This window comes from Rhodococcus sp. WB1 (assembly GCF_001700945.1).
Lineage (GTDB): Bacteria > Actinomycetota > Actinomycetes > Mycobacteriales > Mycobacteriaceae > Rhodococcus > Rhodococcus aetherivorans.
The window spans coordinates 509,435-524,135 of record NZ_CP015529.1 but is presented as its reverse complement, the minus strand read 5'-3'; the positions used below and the strand labels follow the sequence as shown (position 1 = coordinate 524,135).

14 protein-coding genes are annotated in these 14,701 nt (G+C 69.6%); 4 read left to right on the top strand and 10 right to left on the bottom strand.

The window, feature by feature from the left end:
* Positions 1-7 precede the first annotated feature (7 nt).
* The 5 genes from A4U64_RS02485 to A4U64_RS02465 all read right to left on the bottom strand — a co-directional run bounded on the left by A4U64_RS02485 (position 8) and on the right by A4U64_RS02465 (position 4,969).
* The gene (locus A4U64_RS02485) at positions 8-1,186 is read right to left on the bottom strand and encodes an acyl-CoA dehydrogenase family protein (RefSeq protein WP_006935114.1); all 1,179 of its coding nucleotides are present in this window, start codon (positions 1,184-1,186) and stop codon (positions 8-10) included.
* A 31-nt stretch (positions 1,187-1,217) separates the two neighbouring features.
* A complete protein-coding gene (gene dmpG / locus A4U64_RS02480; protein WP_029545934.1) occupies positions 1,218-2,240 on the bottom strand; it encodes a 4-hydroxy-2-oxovalerate aldolase in 1,023 nt (340 codons plus the stop codon).
* A gap of 39 nt (positions 2,241-2,279) precedes the next feature.
* The gene (locus A4U64_RS02475) at positions 2,280-3,128 is read right to left on the bottom strand and encodes an acetaldehyde dehydrogenase (acetylating) (RefSeq protein ID WP_232334213.1); all 849 of its coding nucleotides are present in this window, start codon (positions 3,126-3,128) and stop codon (positions 2,280-2,282) included.
* Between the two features lie 65 nt (positions 3,129-3,193).
* Positions 3,194-3,979, bottom strand: a complete 786-nt coding sequence (locus A4U64_RS02470) for a 2-keto-4-pentenoate hydratase (protein ID WP_006935104.1) — start codon at positions 3,977-3,979, stop codon at positions 3,194-3,196.
* 120 nt (positions 3,980-4,099) lie between these two features.
* Positions 4,100-4,969, bottom strand: a complete 870-nt coding sequence (locus tag A4U64_RS02465) for an alpha/beta fold hydrolase (RefSeq protein ID WP_065922098.1) — start codon at positions 4,967-4,969, stop codon at positions 4,100-4,102.
* A gap of 246 nt (positions 4,970-5,215) precedes the next feature.
* Between A4U64_RS02465 and A4U64_RS02460 the strand changes: the two genes are divergently transcribed.
* The 4 genes from A4U64_RS02460 (at position 5,216) to A4U64_RS02445 (ending at position 8,132) form a co-directional block, all read left to right on the top strand.
* Complete coding sequence (locus tag A4U64_RS02460; RefSeq protein WP_065922097.1) at positions 5,216-5,743, top strand: flavin reductase family protein; 528 nt, start codon at positions 5,216-5,218, stop codon at positions 5,741-5,743.
* A 79-nt stretch (positions 5,744-5,822) separates the two neighbouring features.
* Positions 5,823-6,272 carry a VOC family protein gene (locus A4U64_RS02455; protein WP_065923390.1) on the top strand — a complete coding sequence of 150 codons (450 nt, stop codon included), beginning with the start codon at positions 5,823-5,825 and terminating at the stop codon, positions 6,270-6,272.
* Positions 6,273-6,511: 239 nt separating this feature from the next.
* Positions 6,512-7,660, top strand: a complete 1,149-nt coding sequence (locus A4U64_RS02450) for a DUF6745 domain-containing protein (RefSeq protein WP_065922096.1) — start codon at positions 6,512-6,514, stop codon at positions 7,658-7,660.
* A 19-nt stretch (positions 7,661-7,679) separates the two neighbouring features.
* Positions 7,680-8,132: a hypothetical protein gene (locus A4U64_RS02445; RefSeq protein WP_065922095.1), complete on the top strand. Its 453-nt coding sequence runs from the start codon at positions 7,680-7,682 to the stop codon at positions 8,130-8,132.
* Between the two features lie 417 nt (positions 8,133-8,549).
* On the opposite strand, the gene A4U64_RS02440 is transcribed toward A4U64_RS02445, so the two are convergent.
* The 5 genes from A4U64_RS02440 to A4U64_RS02420 all read right to left on the bottom strand — a co-directional run bounded on the left by A4U64_RS02440 (position 8,550) and on the right by A4U64_RS02420 (position 14,648).
* Positions 8,550-9,755, bottom strand: coding sequence for an enhanced intracellular survival protein Eis (locus A4U64_RS02440; protein WP_006935090.1), 1,206 nt, complete (start codon positions 9,753-9,755; stop codon positions 8,550-8,552).
* Positions 9,756-9,863: 108 nt separating this feature from the next.
* Positions 9,864-11,303: an ABC transporter ATP-binding protein gene (locus tag A4U64_RS02435; protein WP_029545951.1), complete on the bottom strand. Its 1,440-nt coding sequence runs from the start codon at positions 11,301-11,303 to the stop codon at positions 9,864-9,866.
* Complete coding sequence (locus tag A4U64_RS02430) at positions 11,300-12,136, bottom strand: ABC transporter permease subunit (protein WP_006944265.1); 837 nt, start codon at positions 12,134-12,136, stop codon at positions 11,300-11,302. The genes A4U64_RS02435 and A4U64_RS02430 overlap by 4 nt, the downstream gene beginning before the upstream one ends.
* Positions 12,133-13,080 (bottom strand): ABC transporter permease, encoded by a 948-nt coding sequence (locus A4U64_RS02425; protein WP_065923389.1) that lies wholly within the window; start codon positions 13,078-13,080, stop codon positions 12,133-12,135. The genes A4U64_RS02430 and A4U64_RS02425 overlap by 4 nt, the downstream gene beginning before the upstream one ends.
* Positions 13,080-14,648, bottom strand: coding sequence for an ABC transporter substrate-binding protein (locus A4U64_RS02420; protein ID WP_065922094.1), 1,569 nt, complete (start codon positions 14,646-14,648; stop codon positions 13,080-13,082). The genes A4U64_RS02425 and A4U64_RS02420 overlap by 1 nt, the downstream gene beginning before the upstream one ends.
* Positions 14,649-14,701: the final 53 nt, after the last annotated feature.

The following is a 14,701-nucleotide window of genomic DNA, read 5'->3' as shown; positions in this document are numbered from 1 at the left end:
GGGCAGGCTAGATCATCGAGCGGTGGACGCCCTGCGGCTCGCCGCCGAGCTGGGTCAGCGAAGACGCGTGGAAGATCGAGCCGGGGACGTGGATCGCGTGCGACAGGCCGACGTGCGCGTCGCGCCAGAAGCGCTGCATCGGGAACTTCAGGTGCATCGCGCCGCCGCCGGAGCGGGCGAAGATCTCGTCGACGGCGCGCACGGCCCGCCACGCGGCGGCGGTCTGGGTGCGGCGGCCGATCGCGCGCTCCTCGAACGTGACCTCCTGGCCCTTGTCCGTCTTGTCCCAGAAACGGTCGACGGTCTCGAGGATCGCGGCGCGCGACGCGGCGATCTCGGCGGCCGCCTCACCGAGGGCGTAGAGGACGTACGGGTCCTCCTTGATCGGGATGCCGGTGACCGCGACGCGCTCCTTCTGGGCCGCGATGTAGCACGCGAGCGCGCCCTCGGCCATGCCGATGAGCGACGAGGTGATGCCCAGCGGGAAGATGCACGAGAACGGGAACTTGTAGAGGGTTTCGTCCCGGCCCGCGTGACGCCACCCGTTGCCGCCGAGGACGATGTCGGCGTCGAGGGTGCGGTAGGCAGGGATGAAGGCGTCCTCGACGATCAGGTCCTTCGAGCCGGTGCCGCGCAGGCCCACGACGTTCCAGCTGTCCTGGTCGATGTCGTAGTCCGAGCGCGGCAGCAGCACGTGCAGGACCTGCGGCGGGTTCAGCCGGTTGCCGTCCTTGTCGCCCACTGCGGCGCCGATCATGATCCAGCCGCAGTGGTCGGTGCCGGAGGAGAACGACCAGCGGCCGTTGAGGACGTAGCCGCCGTCGACCGGAACCGCGACGCCCATCGGGGCGTACGGGGAGGCCATCCACATGTCGGGATCCTCGCCCCAGATCTCGTCCTGTGCCTTGGGATCGAAGAACGTGAGCTCCCACGGATGCACGCCGACGATGCCGGCGACCCATCCGGTGGCGCCGTCCATCGCGCCGATCGCCATCGCGGTCTCGGCGAACTCGCGCGGGTGGACCTCGAGGCCGCCGTGTTCCTTCGGCTGCAGCATGCGGATGACACCGGCGTCGCGCAGCCGCTTGGCGTTGTTGTCCGTCAGGCGCATGAGCTTGTCGCCCTCGGCGCCCTCGGCGCGGATCTCGTCCGCGTACTGGATGATGTTGTCCAAAACCTGGCCCATGACTGTCAGCTCTCTCTCAAGACCCGGGGGTCTACTTCTGGGCGGCGAGACCGACGGCGATCTCGATCAGCTGGTCTTCCTGGCCACCGACGAGGTTGCGCCGGCCGGCCTCGATGAGGATCTCCGCACCGGAGACCCCGTACCGCTCGGCGTGGGCGGCGGCGTGCTTGAGGAAGCTCGAGTACACACCGGCGTAGCCCATCGTCAGCGACAGCCGGTCGAGGAGGCACTCGCCGTCCATGACCGGCCGGACGACGTCCTCGGCGGCGTCGATGATCTTCAGGGTGTCGATACCCGTTCGGATACCGAGCTTCTCGGCCACGGCGACGAACGCCTCGACCGGGGTGTTGCCCGCACCGGCGCCGAACCGGCGGGTGGACCCGTCGATCTGCAGGGCCCCGGCCCGCACGGCGAGCACCGAATTGGCCACGCCGAGGCCCATGTTCTCGTGGCCGTGGAATCCGACCTGGGCGTCGTCGCCCAGCTCGGCGACCAGAGCCGCGACCCGGTCCGAGACCCCCTCGAGGACGAGGGCGCCGGCCGAGTCGACGACGTACACGCACTGGCAGCCGGCGTCGGCCATGATGCGGGCCTGCTTCGCGAGCACCTCGGGCGGCTGACTGTGCGACATCATCAGGAATCCGACGGTCTCGAGGCCGAGTTCCCGGGCGAGACCGAAGTGCTGGGCGGAGATGTCGGCCTCGGTGCAGTGCGTGGCGATCCGGCAGATCGCGGCACCGTTGTCGGCGGCCTTACGGATGTCCGAGCGCACCCCGAGCCCCGGGAGCATCAGGAACGCGATCTTCGCCTGCCTCGCCGTCTCGACGGCGGCCTTGATGAGCTCCTGCTCCGGGGTGCGGCTGAAGCCGTAGTTGAACGACGAGCCGCCGAGGCCGTCGCCGTGGGTGACCTCGATGACGGGCACGCCGGCGTCGTCGAGCGCACCGACGATGGAGCGCACGTCCTCGACGGTGAACTGGTGACGCTTGGCGTGGGAGCCGTCACGCAACGACGAGTCCGTGATCCGGATGTCGAGATCTGCGCTGTAGGGCATCGACTGTGTTCCTTCGAAAGTACGGTCTGCGGTGGGGGTCTACACGCGGGCGGCGAGCAGCTTGGCCGCGAAGCTCTCGCCCACCTTGGTGGCGGCCGCGGTCATAATGTCGAGATTGCCCGAGTACGGCGGCAGGAAGTCGCCGGCGCCCTCGACCTCGAGGAAGATCGCGACCCGGGCGCGCCCGCCGCTCATCGGGGTGGGATCGTCGAACTGCGGCTCGGCACGCAGCCGGTAACCGGGAACGTAGCCCTGCACGGTCGCGGCCACGTCGTGGATCGACGCGGCGATCGCGTCCCGGTCGGCATCGTCGGGGATCGAGCAGAACACGGTGTCGCGCATGAGCATCGGCGGTTCGGCGGGGTTGAGAATGATGATGGCCTTGCCCGTTCGGGCACCGCCGATCGTCTCGATGCCGCGGCTGGTGGTGATGGTGAACTCGTCGATGTTGGCGCGGGTTCCGGGACCGGCCGACGGCGAGGCGACGCTCGCGACGATCTCGGCGTACTCCACCTCGGTGACGCGGGAGACGGCGTGCACCATCGGGATCGTGGCCTGGCCGCCGCAGGTGATGAGGTTGACGTTCGGTGCGTCCTCGTGCTCCCCCATGTTCACGGCGGGCACGACGGCGGGTCCGAGGGCGGCCGGGGTGAGGTCGACGACCTGGATGCCGAGCTCGGCGTAGCGGGGCGCATTCACCCGGTGCACGTAGGCCGAGGTGGCCTCGAAGATCACGTCGGGGCGCTCGTCCTGGGCGAGCAGCCAGTCCACGCCCTCGTGGCTCGCGACCAGACCCTCGGCGGCCGCCCGGGTGAGCCCCTCGCTGGCGGGGTCGACGCCGATCATCCAGCGCGGCTCGATGACGTCCGAGCGCAGCAGTTTGTACATCAGGTCGGTGCCGATGTTGCCGGGCCCGACGATCGCGGCGGTAGCCTTGGTCACTGGTCTGTTCCTCACTTGAATTCGACTGAGACAGAGCCGATATCACTGAACTCGGCCCGGAAGGTGTCGCCCGGCCGGGCGTCGATCGCGCGGGTGCACGAGCCGGGCAGGATCACGTGCCCGGCCTCGAGCCGCACCCCGAAGCCGGCGACCTTGCGGGCCAGCCACGCCACGGCACGGGTCGGGTCGCCGAGCACGGCGGCCGCCGCACCGCGCGCGATCTCCTCGTCGCCCTGGTACAGCACCGCGGCGATACCGCCGATGTCGACCCGGTCCGGCGCGATGCGGCCGGCACCGAGGATCACGCCCGCCGAGGAGGCGTTGTCGGCGATCGTGTCGGCGAGGCCGATGCGCCAGTCCTCGATCCGCGAGTCGATGAGTTCGATGCTGGGAACGATGTATTCGGTCGCCCGGAGCACGTCCTCCTCGGTGCAGTCCGCGCCGGGCAGGGTCTCGCCGAGGACGTAGCCGATCTCGACCTCGATGCGCGGGTAGCAGAACTGCGCGGTGTCGATCGGCTCGTCCTCGGAGTACACCATCGTCGAGAGCAGATGCCCGTAGTCGGGTTCGTCGACGCCCATCATCTTCTGCATGACCTCGGACGAGAGCCCGACCTTGTGGCCGTACACCGTGGCGCCGGCCTCGAGCCGCCGCCGGATGTTGATCAGCTGGATCTCGTACGAGTCCACCACGTCGATCTCGGGGAACGTCTCCGTCAGCGGACCGATCGGGGCGCGGTCACGCTCGGCGGCCCACAAGAGATCGGCGGCGGCGATTCGCTGCGAACCGTCGAGCATCGTGCACTCCTGGAACTGGTGAAGGATCCGCGCTTCTTCTCCGCGCCGATCGACTGACTCGAAAGGTGACATATGCGCAGGTGGGAGGGCAAAAGCTCTCCCGCTCAGCGGGACCGTGGGCTAGCTCCGCCGCTCGTCGCGCAGCAGGAAGGCGAGGACGGCCGAGAGCCACGCGTCGCGGGCCTCGATCATCGTCCAGTGCCCGCACTTCGGGAAGGTGTGCAGCTCGCTGTTCGGGATGTCGCGCATGGGCAGCATCGCCATGTCGACGGGGCTGACCCGGTCGTCGCGGCCCCACGTCAGCAGGGTGGGGGCCTTGATCTTGTGCAGCTGCGCCCAGTACGGGGTCGCGTTCGACGCCGCGGCGGCCGCGGCGCCGGCCGCGAAGGCCTGGGAGCTGTACATCCGGCGGGCGATCTCGAGCGTCTTCGGCTCGGTCGCCAGCGCCCAGCGCTCCTCGATCAGCTGTTCGGTGACGACGGCCGGGTCGTAGACCATGGAGTGGAGCCAGCGGACGAGCCCCTCGCGCGTGGGATTGTCGGTGAATTCCATCAGCAGCTTGATGCCCTCGCCCGGCCCCGGCGCGAAGACGTTCTTTCCCATGCCGCCGATGGTGACGAGTTTGCGCACCCGGTGCGGCTCGTCGATGGCGACCTTGGTGGCGACGATCCCGCCCATGGAGTTGCCGATCATGTCCACGGCCCCGAGGCCGAGGCCGTCGAGGAAGGTGCCGACGGCGCCCTGGGCCATCACCATGGGGTGGCCGTCGCCGGGATCGCTCACGCCGAAGCCGGGGAACTCGAGCACCAGGCAGCGGAAGTGCCGCGCGAAGTCGGCGAGGACGCCGCGGTAGTTGCGCCAACCGGTCACCCCCGGGCCGGAGCCGTGCAGCAGGAGCAGCGGCGGGCCGTCGCCGGCCTCGTGGTAGCGCAGCACACCCTGGTCGGTGGAGAGTTCCTTCAGGGTCCCCTCGTAGCTCACATCCGTCATCGTCGTCCCTGTTCGTCGCCGTGGTGCCGGGCGCACCGCCCATACGAACCGCAGGCTGCCAGCCGTGGCCCGCAGCGGCCATACACCATCCCGTTCAGCGAGATCTCCCGGCCCGCCGAGGCGGCGCGCGCGGCCGCTTCCGCTCAGCGGGACCCCGATGGGGGGCACGCCGGGCCTGCCCTAGCGTCGGTCGCATCGACCACGGCGTATGCACGCCGATCCGTCCCCACAACCGGAGGTGGACTCATGCCCCTCGAGACGACGACACTCGCACGATCGACCGTCGCTGCGCCCGATCCGGAGGAGATGCGCCGGGTGATGGGACAGTTCGCCACCGGGGTCACCGTGGTGACGGGACTGGACGACGCGGGCCCGGTGGGGTTCGCGTGCCAGTCGTTCGCCTCGGTGTCCCTGGAGCCGCCGCTGATCCTCATCTGCGCCGATCACCGGGGCCGCGCGTGGCCGCGCATCCGGGCCGCGGGGCGCTTCTGTGTCAACGTGCTCCGCGAGGACCAGGCCGACCTGTGCGCGCGGTTCGGCTCGAGCCGGGGTCGCAGGTACGAGGAACTCGACTGGGAGGTCTCCCGGTGGGGGACGCCGACACTGCCGGACGTGCTGATGCGCGTGCACGCCGAGGTGCACGAGGTGCACGTCGCCGGCGATCACGACGTCATCATCGGCCGGGTGCTCGAGCTGGACACCGTCTGCGAGGAGCGGCCGATGGTGTTCTTCCGGGGCCGGTTCGGGATCGACCACCCGGCGCCGGTGGTCTGACCGGGCCCGTCGCCGGGCACAGACACCACCGTCGCCGATACCGTCTCCGTCCCGGCATCGGCACGACGACAATCGGATGATGGATCCCCGGGCGCACGTACGACGTTTCGACCACATCGGCATCACGGTCGCGGACCTCGACTCGGTGACAGCGTTCTTCGTCGGACTGGGTCTCGAAGTGGAGGGCACCGGATCCGTGGAGGGCGAGTTCGTGGAGACCGTCTGTGGCATCCCCGGCGCGCACTGTGAGATCGCCGTGCTGCGGCTGCCCGACGGAGGGACCCGGCTGGAACTCGCGACCTTCGTCACGCCCGACCCCGTGCCCGGATCACCCTTGGCGATGGCCAACGAGCTCGGGCTGCGCAACGTGTCCTTCGAGGTCGGCGACCTCCAAGCGGCCGTCGATGCGGTGACCGCGGACGGATACGGGCTCATCGGCGGCATCGGCGAGTACGAGAACAGCGTGCGGATGGCCTACGTGCGTGGACCCGAAGGGATCATCGTGTCCCTCTTCGAGCAGATCGGCTGACGCGCGCGCCGTTGCCCATGTGTCGATCCGTTGCCCTGGACGCGGCGGTAGCTCCGAGAATGCCCTTCTGCAGCAGTCCCGTACGACGATCGATGACGGTCACGATCGGCCGATGAAGTAGGCGCCGGTCTTCGTCCACGTCCGAATGCCTGGGCGGGGACAATTGCTTGCGCCCAGCGCCTTCCCGTGCCATCCTCGATAACCATGACTACAGGAAAGGCGGCCACCGCCACCATCCGGTGAGCGCCGTGCCGATCTCATCAGCGGTTCCACACCGCACCCTGTCCACCAGAATCACCGATCCTCACGCGATTGCCGCCGCGGTGTCCGTCCGGCGCGACCATTGGCTCGCGCAAGGACTGTGTACGAAGCCTTCCGACCGGCCCGCCGCGGAATCCGCCGTCGCAGAGCTCTACCGACGAGCGGGATTCGAAGAACCGAAGTTCGTCTGGGTCCCTTCTCCCCCAGCGGCACTGCAGTTGATTGCCGACGAAGTCCTCTCGGTCCCCCCGCTGCGCTTCGGCAAACCGGCACACCCTTCGGCGGGGATCGCCGCACTCTGGTCCGCGTCCCGTGACCGGATGGACGCGCGCTTACCGCGGCGACACCGGCCGGACCCGCTCCTTCGTGCGGCCGTGTGGGATTCGTTGCGGACCTCTCTGTACGTCGGTGTCGCGACGGCGATACGCACACTGTGGCCGCGCCCGACTCCCGGCGTCACCTGGTACGGGCAACAGGAGGCACATCGGGTCGCGTACTACGACACGCTCCGACGCTTCGGCCTCGCGAGCTTCGAGTCGCGCGACGACGACCTTCTCGATCTTCAGGCCGCACTGGTCCGCGCCACCGGGTGGTGGTGGGCGTTCGACGGAGTCTGCGTCATGGCCGAACGGCCCACCGCCGTGCACACCGAACCCACACCCGAGGGCGTCCACAACGAACGCCGCTTACACCACCCCGATCGTCCGGCGCTCGAATTCTCGGACGGCAGTCATGTTTTCGTGCAACATGGCACCATCGTTCCCGATTGGGTCGTCCTCGATCCCACCGTCGAGCGGATCAACGACGAGCGCAATGTCGAGGTCCGCCGATGCGCCGTCGAGCGAATCGGCTGGGACAGGTACATCGACATGGCCGCGCTCGCACTCGTGGACCATGCAGACGATCCGGGAAACCCGGGATGCACGCTCGGACTCTATGCATCACCGACCGGTTGGGGTCGCCCCGGCCGGATCCTGCTCGTCGTCAACGGTTCCGTCGAACGCGACGGGCAACGGCGCCGGTACGGCCTTCACGTCCCCGAATGGGTTCCCTCCGCTCTGGACGCCGCGGGCTGGACCTATGGCATCAGCGGTACCGACTATGCACAACTCGTTCGCCGAACCTGAACCCCACCAAGGTGATCCCATGCATTCCGAACTCACACTGTCCGACCTCACGGCCCTCAGCGGGCTGGACGTCCTCGACCACCTGGACCGGGAGGTCACCGTCCCGGTGACCGGTGGTCTCCAGGCTCAAGGTGATCTGATCGTCATCCCCTACCCGGTGGTCGGTGCCGCCGTCGAACGCACACCGTGGGCGCGCTCCATCCGTGTGCCACGATCGGGAGTGGAGTTGCTGCGGAGCGCCGCCGGCGGCAACCCGCATTCCCTCGTCGCCGACGAGGGCACCTGCACGTGGACGACGCCCGTCCGGGACACCATGGGTCTCGCTCTGGGCATCGTCGAGACCACCGGGACGGCGTATCTTCTTCACCCCGAGCACGGGGCGACGGGGATCGCTCCGGGCTGCTACGTGATCCGTCGACAACGCGAGCACGGCGCAGGACGGCACGGGCCGGCGCGACTGGTCGCCGACTGACCTGAACACGTCGCCAGATCGACGTCGCCGACCTGACGCGTCACCGCTCCGCGCGGTCCGGAGGTGTGGCGGGCTCGCGGCGGTAACCTCGGTGATCGTGCTGGTGTGACTGACCGTGGCATCGACAGCCACCGTCGACGTCATCGGCTCCAGGCTCGGCACGCCCCGGGCGGCACTGTGGGTGCTGGTGGTGTGGACGGTGCGCTGCCGCCGGCACCGACCGGCGGCGGGATCGAGCTGCAGGCACGCCTACACCCGGGTCAGCAGGTCGTGCCCCCGGCCGAGCCCTGACCCCTAACTCGGGTGTCTGAGCGGCGCCCTCCCGGCCCGCCGACTGCTGAAGGTCACAACTCGAGAAATCCGACCAGATCATGAGAGCCCCGCACTGTGCCGATAAGACACAGGTCAGCGCTCGATTCAGAAGTGCCAGCCCAACATTGCGGGGCGGGCGACGTCGAATGCGCGGTCCAGGTCGTCGATGTCACCGGCGCTGCGCGCCTCCACCCGGCCGGCGGCAGCAAATGTGCGGGCCCTGTGCGCGCCGAGATACAACGCGGATAGCGCGTCCAGATCCAGCGTGATCACCGGCGCCGAGTCGGTGCGGACACACCGGGCCCGGCCGTTGCGTACCGTCAACGCGAAAGTGCCCCCGGCGCTGCGGAACGGATCTCGGACCGTCAGCACGGTGTCCAGATCGGCGGCATAGTCGCGGGCGGTCAACGCGGCCGGCACGTCCATGATCCGCAGCCACAACTCGTCCACCCGGGAGGTGGTGCGCGGCAGGCGGTAGTCGGTCAGCAGCAGGCGCAGCGGATCGTCGGGATGCTGGACGGTTTCGATGCGGTGGGTCAGGTCCAGTCCGCACAGGGTGCGCCACAGCGCGGCGTGAGCGTCGTCGGTGATCGCGACCAACTCCTCGACCACCGCGACCGGCTCGGCGTCGGATCCCTTGCGGCGGAAGGTCGCGTACCCGTCGGGATGAACCAGGAAGAACAGCGCCGAGGCGCCGTCGCGGCGCTCTTCGGGATCGGCAAAGGTGTAGTCCCACTCGGCTTTCGGACGTGCCTGCGCTCCCGGCGTGCGCAACCGCCACCGGTCGTAGAGTTCCGGCAACTGGTTGGCCGCCGTCACAGCGTCGGCAAGGACCACCCCGCCGGGATCGGGGGCGTCCTCGCGGAAGCGAGCGAAGCGCCGATCGACGGTGACCTCGGTGGCGACGGTGGCCGGACCGTATCCGAAGCGCCCGTAGATGCCGGCGTCGCTGGCGGTCAAGGCGGCCAGCGGTGCCCCGGTCGCCTCCATCCGGCGGTGCAGTTCGGTGAACATCGACCGCAGCACGCCGCGGCGACGGTGCGTGGGAGCGACCGAAACCCAGCTGACACCACATGCCGGGACCTGGTGCCCGCCGGGCACGGTGAGCTCCATGTCCAGATACAGCGCCTGACCGATCGGCGCCCCCCGCTCGGTCGCCACCACGATGTTCTCCGTGCGGAACATCGGACGAAGCAGCGTCCGATCGGCATCGATGGGGTGATACCCGAACGCCACCGAGTCGAGCAGCTCCAGGGCCGGCCAGTCGTCGTCGGTGGCGGTACGGATGGTGAGGGCGTCGTGCACGGTCATGTCCGAGAGACTGACACAACCGGCTCCCCGAACGCGAGTGATTTGTCCGGTTCGGGCTCGGTGCGGATACAATCGGGTTTCCTCGGCGACGGACGCGGCGATGCGCGCTCACGGCGGTTCCCCGTTCGTGGCCGGGAGCGTCATGTCGACGATCCGGTCGGCGACCGCGTCCACCACGGCGCCGTCGTGGCTGATCATCAGCAGGGATATGCGTTGTGTTCGTACGAGATCGGACAAGATGTCGAGCACCCGCTGTCGGGATGCGGGGTCGAGTCCCGTGGTGACTTCGTCGCAGATGAGCAGCGACGGCTCGACCGCCAGGACACGGGCGAGGGCGGCGCGCTGGGCCTCGCCGCCGGAAAGTGCGGAGGGATGCTGTCGGGTGATCCGTTCGGCCAGACCCACTTGGTCGAGCGCGCGGCGGGCCGCCGCGGCCGCTTCCGGGCCGGTGGCACCGCGCAGGCGTGTCGGACCGCGCAGGATCTGATCCCACACGCTGCGGTACGGGTCGAAGGCCGCCTTGGCGTCCTGGAAGACGTACCCGATCGCCGCCGCTTGGTGCCGGGTCCGTCGCCGTACCGATGCGGCCAACGGGTGGCCGTCGAGAAGAACCCGCCCGGCCGTGGGTGGGTGCAAGCCCGCGACGACCCGAGCCGCGGTGGTCTTACCGCAACCCGAGGGGCCGTGAAGTGCCAGACATTCGCCCGGCTGCAACGAGAGCGAGTAACGCTGCAGAACTTCGGTGTTGCGGTACCCCGCCGAGACGGCGTCCAGGATCAACCGGGCGTCGGCCCGGGTCGGGCGGCAATCAGCGCTGTCGGCGCGTGTCTGCGGGATCCGCGGGGCGGCGACCGGCAGGATCGCGGCGTCACCGGTCTCGAGCACCCGGCCGCCGCCCATGACGATCACACGCTGGGCGACCGCGCGGACCGCGTCCAGGTCGTGGGTGACGAGCACGATCGTCAGGCCCTGCCGGGCAAGTCGGGTGATCTCGTCGAGGACCGCCGTGCGACGAGCCGGGTCCTGCCCGGTAGTGGGTTCGTCGAGGATCAGGCATGTCGGGTCGGTCAGCAGAGCCTGGGCGATGACCAGTCGTTGTTGCTGTCCGCCCGACAGTTGATGCGGGTAACGGCGCAGCATGCCCGGATCATCGGCGAATCCTGCACGTTCGAGTGCGTCGGCCACGGTCACCGGATGCCCGTGCCGTCGGCCGGCACGAGCGATGTCGTCGAGCACGGTACCGATCCGCAGGGCCGGGTTCAGCGCCGAGGAGGGGTGCTGGGGCACATACCCGAACCGTGCCCCGCCCGTGTCCAGGGCGGTCGTGGTCACTTCGACCCCAGGGCGGCGCTCGCCCATCAAGGCCAGCGCGGTAGTGGTCTTGCCGCTCCCGGAGGCCCCGACGAGCGCGGTGACCACCCCGGCGGGAATGTCCAGGTCGACGCCTTCGACCAGGAGCCGATCCCGTGTCCGTGCGGTCAGACCGCGCACTCGGATGGTGCCGCTGGGCACAGCGGCGGCCGGGGCCGCCGGGATTACCTCGGTCATCGCCACTTCCTCGTCGACACCTCGCGTGTTACCGCGCGAGCGCCGGAGTCGAACAGCAGATTCACACCCATCGCCAAGGCGATGATCAGGGCCGCGGGCAGGACGACACCCCACGGGACCAGGGCGAGGCCCGCGCGGTTGCGGTCGATCATCACGGCCCAGTCGGTGCCGGCGGAGTCCGCGCTCACCCCCAGGAAGCTGGCCGAGGCAACCAGGTAGATCGCCCCGACGAACCGCAGTCCTGCGTCTGCCGCGAGGACCGGGAGCAGCGATCGTCCCAGATAGCCGAGGTGCCGGCGCCACCAGGTTTCGTGTTGCAGCAGCAGCGCCTCCATGGCCGGGGTGTGCGCGGCGTGCAGCGCCGATGCCCGCACCAGACGCGCCGCATCCGGGAACAGCAGCACCGCCACGGTGACTGTCAGAACGACCAGGTCGGCGTCGGTGAGCGCAACGGCCAGCAGCAGCACCATGATCGACGGCAGCGACAGCAGCAGGTCCAGGGGGCGCATCAGCATCTCGTCGACGATCCGTACCCGAGCGGTCGCGGCAGCTGCCCCCCACGGCACGGCGAGCAGGTAGGTCAGGGCCACGGATGCCGCGGCCACCAGCACCAGCGAGCGCCCCCCGAGCAGGACCTGCGTGAGCAGGTCGCGCCCCTCGGAGTCGGTTCCCACGAGCCACTGGTCCCCGTAGGTGAACGCCGGGCCACGGGCACCGGGTTCGGTGAACAGGGGCCCCAGCAGCGCGACCGCGAGCGGGACCGCGGTCAGGGCAGCCCCGATGCGCACCCGGGACCGCCCACCCGCACGCTCGAGAAGCGTGGAGCCGGTCACGATGCCAGTCCGGCCGTGGGGTTGAGCTGGAACGCCGCGATGTCCGCGACCGTGTTCACCGCCACCGTGATCACCGCGAACACCGTCACCAATCCCATCAACAGCGGAATGTCGCGGCTGCTGACCGCGCTGACCAGCAACTGCCCGAGACCGCCGAGCGCGAACACCGCCTCGACGACCACGACCCCGCCGAGCAGCCAATCGGCGACCCGCGCGAGATGCTGTGCCGCCGGGGTGAGCGAGCCCGGCAGGGCATGCCGCCAGATCACCCGGCGCACGGGCACACCGAGGCGACGGGTGTGCCGGATGTATTCGGTGTCGAGGATGGTGATCAGCGACGAGCGCACCAACCGCGACAGCGAGCACACCGGGCGGATCACCAGCACCAGTACGGGCAGCACCCACAGCTCCGGTTGCATCAGCAACGGACCGCCGGCGCCGACCGCGGTGGGCGCGAACCATCCCAGCCCGACCGCGAACACTGCCACCAGCACGATCGCCAACGCGAATTCCGGTGCCGCGTAGAACGCTACGGTCAGGGCGGTGACGGCCCGGTCGATCCGGTGGCCGCGGCGCACCGCGGCGACCACTCCGAGGAACAGTGCCAGCGGGACGAGCACCACGAACGCCAGGGCGGCGAGGGTCAGCGTCGGCGCCAGCGCCGAGCCCAGCATCGCGGTGACCGGGCGACCGGATACCACGGAGGTGCCCAGGTCGCCGCCGAGCAGACCGGTCAGCCAGTCCCCGAACTGCACGGACAGCGGCCGGTCCAGCCCGAGGAGCTCGCGTAGCTGCGCAATCCGCCTCGGATCTGCGTCATCGCCCGCGATCACCACCGCAGCGTCCCCCGGCAGCGCGGCGGCGATCGAGAAGACGACGACGAGTACGCCCAGCACCTGGGCCAGTCCCACCGTGAGGCGGGTACCGGCGTAGCGGGCGAGCATCACGAAAGCCAGGCCCTGTCGAAGCGGGCGTACCCGAGGGTGTTGCTGGGCGCGTTCTCGGCCATCCCCGCCAGGTGCGGCGCCATCCCGTGCAGGCCGTCGGAGAAGCCCCACACCAGCAGACCTCCCTCGCTGTGGAGCTGCGACTGCATCTGCTGATATGCGCGGGCCCGGATGTTCTCGTCGGTGGTTTCGCTGGCGGTGGCGAACAATGCGTCGAACTCGGGGCGGCGCCACTGGGTATAGTTCTTCGCCGAGGTCGACAGCATCCGCTGCGCGAAGTGGGTTTCGATGGGCATGGCCCCGGAACGGAAACTCGACAACACACCCTCGTCGAGGGTGCGCGTCCAATAGGTCGATCCCTCCGTCACCTTGACGTCGATGCGCAGTCCGGCGCGACCGGCCTGTTCGGCGAGGACGTTCGCGGCCTCGACGAATCCATTGGTGGCACCGGTGGTCTGCAGTTCGATGGTGGTGTTCCGGGCGCCGGCCTTGCGGATCAGGGCCTCGGCCTCGTCCAGATCCAGGGTGCGCTGCGGCAGGTCGGCGGCGTAGTACTTGGCGTCCTTGCCGAACAGGTCGTTGCCGACCACACCGGTGCTGCCCAGCACGGTGGTGACCAGCTCGTCGCGGTCGACGAGGGCGAACATCGCCCGCCGCAGATCCACATTGTCGAAGGGGGGCCGGTCCACCTTCATCGCGAACGCCGACATCGCGCTGCGCGGGGACCGCAAGATCTGCATCCGGGCATCGGTTTCGTAGGTGCGCGCCGAGGTGACACCGAGGTCGTCGGCGTAGTCGACCTGCCCCCCGAGCAGGGCGTTGATCCGTGCGGTCTCGTCCGGAGCGGTGAGGATCTCGAGTTCGTCCACGTGAGGGGCGCCGTCCCAGTAGTCGGGGAATCGCGCGGTGACGAGCGAGCGACCCGGTTCGAACGAGACGAACGTGAACGGCCCGGAGCCGATCGGACGGCTGAAGTCGGTGGTGCCCTCCGGGATGATGTAGGCGCCGAACGCGGCCAGCACGTTCGCCAGTTCCCCGCACGGGCGGGCGCAGACGAATTCGATCATGTGGTCGTCGAGAGCTCGGGAGCGCGCGATGTCGATCACCTCGAGAGAGGCCCGCGGGCGCAGTGCGTTCGTCGGGTCCAGGATCCGCTGGTAGGAGTACAGCACGTCGGCGGCGCGCACCGGCCGGCCGTCGTGGAAGACCGCCGGGCGCAGCTCCACCGTCCAGGTGGTCGCGTCGGCGTTCGGATGCCAGGCGGTGGCGAGCCGCGGTACCGGACCGAGGTCGTCGCCGTATTCGACGAGCTTGTCGTAGAGCGCGTTCGCGCGGGCGACGTCGGCGTACAGGTTGGTCTTGTGCGGGTCCAACACCTCCTGTGCGCCGCCGCCGGCGAACACCGCTCGCAGTCGGCCGCCGTCCCGGGGCGCGGCGGTGGCCGCGGGGGCGGTCTCGCCGCTCGTGTTGCATGCGCCGAGCAGTACGGCGCCGGCGGCGGCACCGAGTCCGAGGAACGAGCGCCGGCTCAGGTGCGGAAGCGGTGGCAGGGGAATCGGATTCATCGGGGTATCTCCTCGGGCAGTGGATCGAGCGGGTCGGGGTGGAGCGTGGGGGT

What these genes read in the sequence shown, in the direction of transcription:
- A4U64_RS02440 (WP_006935090.1), bottom strand. Translation starts at nt 9,755, where the DNA reads ATGACCGTGCACGACGCCCTCACCATCCGTACCGCCACCGACGACGAC.
- A4U64_RS02470 (WP_006935104.1), bottom strand. Translation starts at nt 3,979, where the DNA reads ATGCTCGACGGTTCGCAGCGAATCGCCGCCGCCGATCTCTTGTGGGCC.
- dmpG (WP_029545934.1), bottom strand. Translation starts at nt 2,240, where the DNA reads ATGCCCTACAGCGCAGATCTCGACATCCGGATCACGGACTCGTCGTTG.
- A4U64_RS02455 (WP_065923390.1), top strand. Translation starts at nt 5,823, where the DNA reads ATGGATCCCCGGGCGCACGTACGACGTTTCGACCACATCGGCATCACG.
- A4U64_RS02425 (WP_065923389.1), bottom strand. Translation starts at nt 13,080, where the DNA reads ATGCTCGCCCGCTACGCCGGTACCCGCCTCACGGTGGGACTGGCCCAG.
- A4U64_RS02445 (WP_065922095.1), top strand. Translation starts at nt 7,680, where the DNA reads ATGCATTCCGAACTCACACTGTCCGACCTCACGGCCCTCAGCGGGCTG.
- A4U64_RS02485 (WP_006935114.1), bottom strand. Translation starts at nt 1,186, where the DNA reads ATGGGCCAGGTTTTGGACAACATCATCCAGTACGCGGACGAGATCCGC.
- A4U64_RS02460 (WP_065922097.1), top strand. Translation starts at nt 5,216, where the DNA reads ATGCCCCTCGAGACGACGACACTCGCACGATCGACCGTCGCTGCGCCC.
- A4U64_RS02435 (WP_029545951.1), bottom strand. Translation starts at nt 11,303, where the DNA reads ATGACCGAGGTAATCCCGGCGGCCCCGGCCGCCGCTGTGCCCAGCGGC.
- A4U64_RS02465 (WP_065922098.1), bottom strand. Translation starts at nt 4,969, where the DNA reads ATGACGGATGTGAGCTACGAGGGGACCCTGAAGGAACTCTCCACCGAC.
- A4U64_RS02475 (WP_232334213.1), bottom strand. Translation starts at nt 3,128, where the DNA reads ATGTACAAACTGCTGCGCTCGGACGTCATCGAGCCGCGCTGGATGATC.
- A4U64_RS02420 (WP_065922094.1), bottom strand. Translation starts at nt 14,648, where the DNA reads ATGAATCCGATTCCCCTGCCACCGCTTCCGCACCTGAGCCGGCGCTCG.